At 63.6% G+C, this 6,000-nt stretch carries 8 protein-coding genes; 5 read left to right on the forward strand and 3 right to left on the reverse strand.

Going from position 1 to position 6,000, the window contains the following annotated elements; genetic code table 11:
• Nucleotides 1-159: 159 nt before the first annotated feature.
• From rnc to pdxJ, 4 genes are all read left to right on the forward strand, one after another.
• Nucleotides 160-849 carry a ribonuclease III gene (rnc, locus tag NP534_RS05400; protein WP_033702710.1) on the forward strand — a complete coding sequence of 230 codons (690 nt, stop codon included), beginning with the start codon at nucleotides 160-162 and terminating at the stop codon, nucleotides 847-849.
• The gene (era, locus tag NP534_RS05405; protein ID WP_027594149.1) at nucleotides 842-1,744 is read left to right on the forward strand and encodes a GTPase Era; all 903 of its coding nucleotides are present in this window, start codon (nucleotides 842-844) and stop codon (nucleotides 1,742-1,744) included. Before rnc ends, era begins: the two co-directional genes overlap by 8 nt.
• Nucleotides 1,745-1,797: 53 nt before the next feature.
• Nucleotides 1,798-2,481, forward strand: a complete 684-nt coding sequence (gene recO, locus NP534_RS05410; protein WP_274098040.1) for a DNA repair protein RecO — start codon at nucleotides 1,798-1,800, stop codon at nucleotides 2,479-2,481.
• 61 nt (nucleotides 2,482-2,542) lie between these two features.
• Nucleotides 2,543-3,265, forward strand: coding sequence for a pyridoxine 5'-phosphate synthase (gene pdxJ, locus NP534_RS05415; RefSeq protein WP_156310258.1), 723 nt, complete (start codon nucleotides 2,543-2,545; stop codon nucleotides 3,263-3,265).
• 74 nt (nucleotides 3,266-3,339) lie between these two features.
• Here the strand turns inward: pdxJ and NP534_RS05420 are convergent, their stop codons facing one another.
• Both NP534_RS05420 and NP534_RS05425 read right to left on the reverse strand, forming a co-directional pair.
• Nucleotides 3,340-4,719, reverse strand: coding sequence for a heavy metal sensor histidine kinase (locus tag NP534_RS05420; RefSeq protein ID WP_274098041.1), 1,380 nt, complete (start codon nucleotides 4,717-4,719; stop codon nucleotides 3,340-3,342).
• The gene (locus NP534_RS05425) at nucleotides 4,716-5,390 is read right to left on the reverse strand and encodes a heavy metal response regulator transcription factor (RefSeq protein ID WP_033702706.1); all 675 of its coding nucleotides are present in this window, start codon (nucleotides 5,388-5,390) and stop codon (nucleotides 4,716-4,718) included. The genes NP534_RS05420 and NP534_RS05425 overlap by 4 nt, the downstream gene beginning before the upstream one ends.
• A 249-nt stretch (nucleotides 5,391-5,639) precedes the next feature.
• Between NP534_RS05425 and NP534_RS05430 the strand changes: the two genes are divergently transcribed.
• Nucleotides 5,640-5,843 carry a hypothetical protein gene (locus NP534_RS05430; protein WP_033702705.1) on the forward strand — a complete coding sequence of 68 codons (204 nt, stop codon included), beginning with the start codon at nucleotides 5,640-5,642 and terminating at the stop codon, nucleotides 5,841-5,843.
• 67 nt (nucleotides 5,844-5,910) lie between these two features.
• Here the strand turns inward: NP534_RS05430 and NP534_RS05435 are convergent.
• The coding region (locus NP534_RS05435) for a DUF1698 domain-containing protein (RefSeq protein ID WP_274098042.1) at nucleotides 5,911-6,000 on the reverse strand (90 nt) is incomplete at its 5' end.

Raw genomic sequence — 6,000 nt, forward strand, 5'->3', positions numbered from 1 at the left:
CCCTTCGGCGCTGTCCAGCAGACAGCGCCGAATGCATTTCTGACATAGGCTGTGTTCTCAGGGATCGAGAGATGCGTCGCGTGCAGCGGCGGACCACAGCCAAACAGTCTTTCAGGATGTTGATTTGAACAACGCGTTGAACAACCAACGGGTGGCCGCATGACTGCTTCCCTTGCCACTCTGGAGCGAAAGCTCGGATACACTTTCAAGGATCAGGACCAGATGCTTCTGGCCCTGACCCATCGCAGCTACGCCGGGCGCAATAACGAGCGCCTGGAGTTTCTTGGCGACGCCATTCTCAACTTCGTGGCGGGCGAGGCGCTGTTCGAGCGCTTTCCGCAGGCCCGCGAAGGCCAACTGTCGCGCTTGCGTGCCCGCCTGGTCAAGGGTGAAACCCTGGCCCGTCTGGCCCGGGGCTTTGACCTGGGCGAATACCTGCGCCTGGGTTCTGGTGAGCTTAAAAGCGGCGGTTTCCGCCGTGAATCGATCCTGGCCGATGCCCTGGAGGCGCTGATTGGCGCCATCTACCTGGACGCGGACATGCAGACCGCTCGGGAGCGTGTGCTGGCCTGGCTGGCCGATGAGTTCGAAAGCCTGACCCTGGTCGACACCAACAAGGACCCCAAGACCCGCCTGCAGGAGTTTCTGCAGTCGCGCAGCTGTGAGCTGCCGCGTTACGAGGTGGTGGACATCCAGGGCGAACCGCACTGCCGGACCTTCTTCGTCGAATGCGAAGTGGTTCTGCTGAACAACAAGAGCCGTGGTCAGGGTGTGAGCCGGCGAATCGCCGAGCAAGTCGCCGCCGCGGCTGCACTGATCGCCCTGGGCGTGGAGAATGGCAATGACTGATAACAATCCGACCCGCTGCGGCTACGTGGCCATTGTCGGCCGCCCCAACGTGGGCAAGTCGACCTTGCTCAACCACATCCTCGGCCAGAAGCTGGCGATCACCTCGCGCAAGCCACAGACCACCCGCCACAACATGCTCGGCATCAAGACCGAAGGTGATGTGCAGGCGATCTACGTCGATACGCCGGGTATGCACAAGGCCAACGACAAGGCCCTGAACCGTTACATGAACCGTAACGCTTCGGCTGCCCTGAAAGACGTCGATGTGGTGATCTTCGTGGTCGACCGCACCCGCTGGACCGACGAGGACCAGTTGGTGCTCGAGCGCGTGCAGTACGTCAGTGGCCCGGTCATCCTGGCGGTCAACAAGACCGATCGTCTGGAAGAAAAAGCCGATCTGATCCCGCACCTGCAATGGCTCCAGGAGCAACTGCCGAACGCGGAAGTGGTGCCGATCTCCGCCCAGCAGGGGCATAACCTCGAGGCACTGGAAGGGCTGATCGCCAAGCATTTGCCCGAGAACGAGCATTTCTTCCCGGAAGACCAGATCACCGACCGCAGCAGCCGTTTCCTGGCGGCCGAGCTGGTGCGCGAGAAGATCATGCGTCAGTTGGGTGCGGAGCTGCCGTACCAGATCACCGTGGAAATCGAAGAGTTCAAGCAGCAGGGGCATGTGTTGCACATCCATGCGCTGATCCTGGTCGAACGTGATGGCCAGAAGAAGATCATCATCGGTGACAAGGGCGAGCGTATCAAACGCATTGGCTCCGATGCGCGCAAAGATATGGAAGTGCTGTTCGACGCCAAGGTCATGCTCAACCTCTGGGTCAAGGTCAAGGGCGGCTGGTCCGACGATGAGCGCGCCCTGCGCTCGCTGGGCTACGGCGACCTGTAACCCCTCCAGCGGCCCGGATCTCTCCGGGCCGCTCTGCTTTCGGGCCACTCCCCATGGAACAACCAGTCGGCCAGCCGGCCTATGTGCTGCACAGTCGTGCCTACAAGGAAACCAGCGCACTGGTGGACTTCCTCACGCCGCAAGGTCGAGTGCGGGCCGTGCTGCGCCGGGCGCGAGGCAAAGGGGGCAGCCTGGTACGGCCGTTCGTGCCGCTGGAGGTGGAGCTGCGCGGGCGCGGTGAGCTGAAGAATGTCGGCCGCCTGGATGCCCTCGGTATCGCCGCCTGGCTGCATGGCGATGCACTGTTCAGCGGGCTGTACCTCAACGAGCTGCTCATGCGTTTGCTGCCGGCCGAAGCCCCACACCCGGCGCTGTTCGAACACTACACCCTGACCTTGCAGGCCTTGGCCGCCGGGCGCCCACTGGAGCCGCTGCTGCGTTCCTTCGAATGGCGCCTGCTGGACGAACTCGGCTATGCGTTTTCGTTGCAGCATGACGTCAACGAGACGCCGATCGATGCCGATGGGCGTTATCGTTTGCGCGTGGATGCCGGGCTGGAGCGGGTCGAGTTAGTGCAGCCCGGCCTGTTCCAGGGTGCCGAGCTGCTGGCCCTGGCTGAAGCAGACTGGGAAGCCCCAGGTGCCTTGCTTGCGGCCAAACGGCTGATGCGCCAGGCACTGGCTGTTCACCTGGGCCCTAAACCACTGGTCAGTCGGGAACTGTTTCGCAAGCGCTGATCCCGTCGTATGCTGTGTGGCTAAATCTTCAGGAGAGCCTTTCGTGACTCACAGCAACCGCATGCTTCTCGGCGTAAACATCGACCACGTGGCGACGCTGCGCCAGGCCCGGGGCACGCGTTACCCTGACCCGGTCAAGGCTGCCCTGGACGCCGAAGAGGCGGGTGCCGACGGCATCACCGTGCACCTGCGCGAAGACCGCCGGCATATTCAGGAACGCGACGTGGTGGTGCTCAAGGATGTGCTGCAGACGCGCATGAACTTCGAGATGGGCGTTACCGAAGAGATGATGGCGTTCGCCGAGAAGATTCGCCCGGCACACATCTGCCTGGTGCCCGAGACCCGTCAGGAGCTGACCACCGAAGGCGGCCTGGACGTGGCGGGGCAGGAGGCGCGGATTAAGGCCGCCGTCGAGCGCCTGGCGCGCACCGGTGCCGAAGTGTCGCTGTTCATCGACGCCGACGAGCGCCAGATCGAAGCTTCACGCCGCGTGGGCGCCCCGGCCATCGAACTGCACACCGGCCGTTACGCCGATGCCCAGACGCCGACCGAAGTGGCTGAAGAGCTCAAGCGCATCGCTGACGGTGTGGCCTTTGGCGTGGCCCAGGGGCTGATCGTCAATGCCGGCCACGGCCTGCATTATCACAACGTCGAGGCGGTTGCTGCGATCAAGGGCATCAATGAGCTGAACATCGGCCATGCGTTGGTGGCCCATGCGCTGTTCGTCGGCTTCAAGGCGGCGGTGGCGGAGATGAAGGCGCTGATCGTAGCGGCGTCGCGCTGATCATAGGGCCTTTGTAGGAGCGCCCCGGCAAGGCCGCTCCTACACAGAGCGCGGCGACATTGCCAGGGCCATCGCTAACCCGGAAATATCAGACTGAACCGGGTCGGCCCTGCCGGGCTGCTCACGACCTCAACCCGCCCCCCATGCAATTGCATGATCGATTTCACAATTGCCAGCCCCAGGCCAGTGCCACCCTCCAGCCGAGAACGCCCGGCGCCCACGCGGTAAAAACGCTCGAACAACTGCGGCTGATGCTCTGCGGCAATGCCCACCCCCTGGTTCTCAACCCATACCCTGACATCGCCACCCTGGCGCTCGATACCCAGCTCTATGGGTTTGCCTGGCAGCGCATGCCGAATGGCATTGCTCAACAGGTTCGACAAGGCACGCTGGAACATCAGCCGATCACCCGATGCCGTGCCCCAACCACGGATGCGCAGTTCGATATCCTTGAACTCGGCGCTGATGGCGAACAGCTCGACCACCTGTGCCGTCTCATCCGCCAGTGCCAGGGGCTTGAGCGCCACCTGGGCCTGCGGCTGGCTGACCTGGGCGAGAAACAGCATGTCGTTGATGATGCGGTTGAGCCGGGTCAGCTCTTCGATACTGTCTTCCAGCACTTCCCGGTAATTGGCATTGTCGCGCTCACGGCTCAGGGTAACCTGGGCCTTGCCCATCAGGTTGCTCAAGGGCGTGCGCAGCTCATGGGCCAGGTCGTCGGAAAATTGCGACAGCTGGCTCACGCCCTGGTCGAGGCGGTCGAGCATCACGTTGATGCTTGTGGCCAACGCTGCCAACTCCTGCGGCAGGCCGGTAGCGGGCAAGCGGTGTTGCAGATCCTGGGCCGATACCTGCCCGGCAATGCGCCGGAAGTGCTGCAGGGGGGCCAGCCCGCGCTGCACCAGCCACCATGCAGCAGCGCCGATCAATATCAGCAGCAAAGGCAAGACCAGCACGGTAGAACGCAGGTAAGCCTGAAGCAGTGCGTTGTCGTCGGCGCGGTCGAGCGACATCATCACCCGTACCGGGGTGTCGTCGCGCAAGCGCATCTGACGTGTCGCAGTCAGCATCTGCTTGCCACGGCTGTCGCGCCATTCGTGGAAGGCCAGGCGCGCACCAGTCTGCAGTTCGCCCACGCGCGACTCCAGTGCCGGCCCCAGGCTGAGCAGGTGCGGATGGCGGCCTTCGAGGGCCAGCACGCTGAGGCTGAGGTTGTCGTGCCCCATCACCAGGTCAAGCAGAGGGTGGGCGCGGCTGCCCAGGTCTTCGCTGCGCAGGTCGACCCTCAGGTTGTGCTCGACCTGCAGCATCTTGCGCGCCAGGTCTTTGCGCGCGCGGCTGTCCAGTTCGTGATCCAGGGCAACCACGGCCAGGCAGGCCAACAGCAGCACCAGCACCGCCCCCATCAGCGTGACGCTCAGGCCCAGGCGCAGCGACAGGCTGGCATTCTTCAAAACCGTGCCTCGAGTACGTAGCCGACGCCGCGCAAGGTGTGGATCAGCTTGTCATCGAAGGGGTCGTCGATCTTCGCCCGCAGGCGGCGGATCGAGACTTCGACCACATTGGTGTCACAGTCGAAGTTCATGTCCCACACCAACGAGATGATTTGCGTGCGTGACAGCACCTCGCCGGTCTGGCGCATCAGCAGGTGCAGCAAGGCGAACTCCTTGGCGGTCAGGTCGATGCGCTGCCCTGCGCGGTAAGCACGATGGCGGCCAGGGTCCAGCTCTAGGTCGGCCACGCGCAGGGTGCTGGGTTGCAGTTGCTGGTCGTTGCGGCGCAGCAGGCTGCGGATTCGCGCCAGCAGCTCGGGGAATTCGAAGGGCTTGAGCAAGTAGTCATCGGCGCCCAGGTCCAGCCCTTTGACCCGGTCGGCCAGGCGGCCGTGGGCGGTCAGCATCATGATGCGCGTGGCGGATTCGGCGCGCAGACGCTGCAGTACGGTCCAGCCATCGAGCTCGGGCAAATTGACGTCGAGGATGACCAGGTCATAGGCCTGCTGGCGGGCCAGGTGCAGGCCGTCGGTGCCGGTATGGGCACAGTCGACCACGTAGCCGTTCTCGCGCAGGCCTTGCAGCAGGTAATCGGCGGTACGCAGCTCGTCCTCGATGATCAGTAGGCGCATAGGGGGCTCGCAGTGGTGAAAAGGGGGCGATTCTCGACCCTGTAGTGACATCAGGGTCAAGCGGCAGGATGTTACGGCATGAGAGAGGGGGAATTGCCTGGATAACGGATTTGTAATCCGCGCGTCATGCCGCTGCCTGGCAGGGGGGCACCCGGCCAGATTGCAGGACTGTAATGCCCGCCTCACCTTGGCGTTAGCTACGCCTCGCTAGGATGGCCCCATCTGAACGGTTATCACGAGGCAAGCACGATGAACCTGATCAAATACCTGCTGTTGGCAACCCTGGCCTTTGGCAGCGTCAGCGCCTATGCCGAAGGCGGCGCCGAGCGTTCCCGGCAGTTCTGGGAAGCGTTCCGTCAGGACCAGCAGCGCCTGCACGGTGACAAACAACAGGCCGTGGTGGAACGGGAGCGCACAGCGCAGCAAAAGGCCCGCGAGGTGGCCAAGGACTGACTTTACCCACCTGCGGCGCCATCGCTCCTCGTCGCAGGGATGTTCGGGCGCCCGTAGGGCGCCTTTTTTATTTGCGCGCTACCAGCGTCGCCCGGCGCGGCGCTGGCAGGCCTTCGATGGTGCGGCTGTGGTCGTTCGGGTCGAGGAAGTCGCTCAG

The organism is Pseudomonas sp. 39004, from assembly GCF_028682155.1.
Lineage (GTDB): Bacteria > Pseudomonadota > Gammaproteobacteria > Pseudomonadales > Pseudomonadaceae > Aquipseudomonas > Aquipseudomonas capeferrum.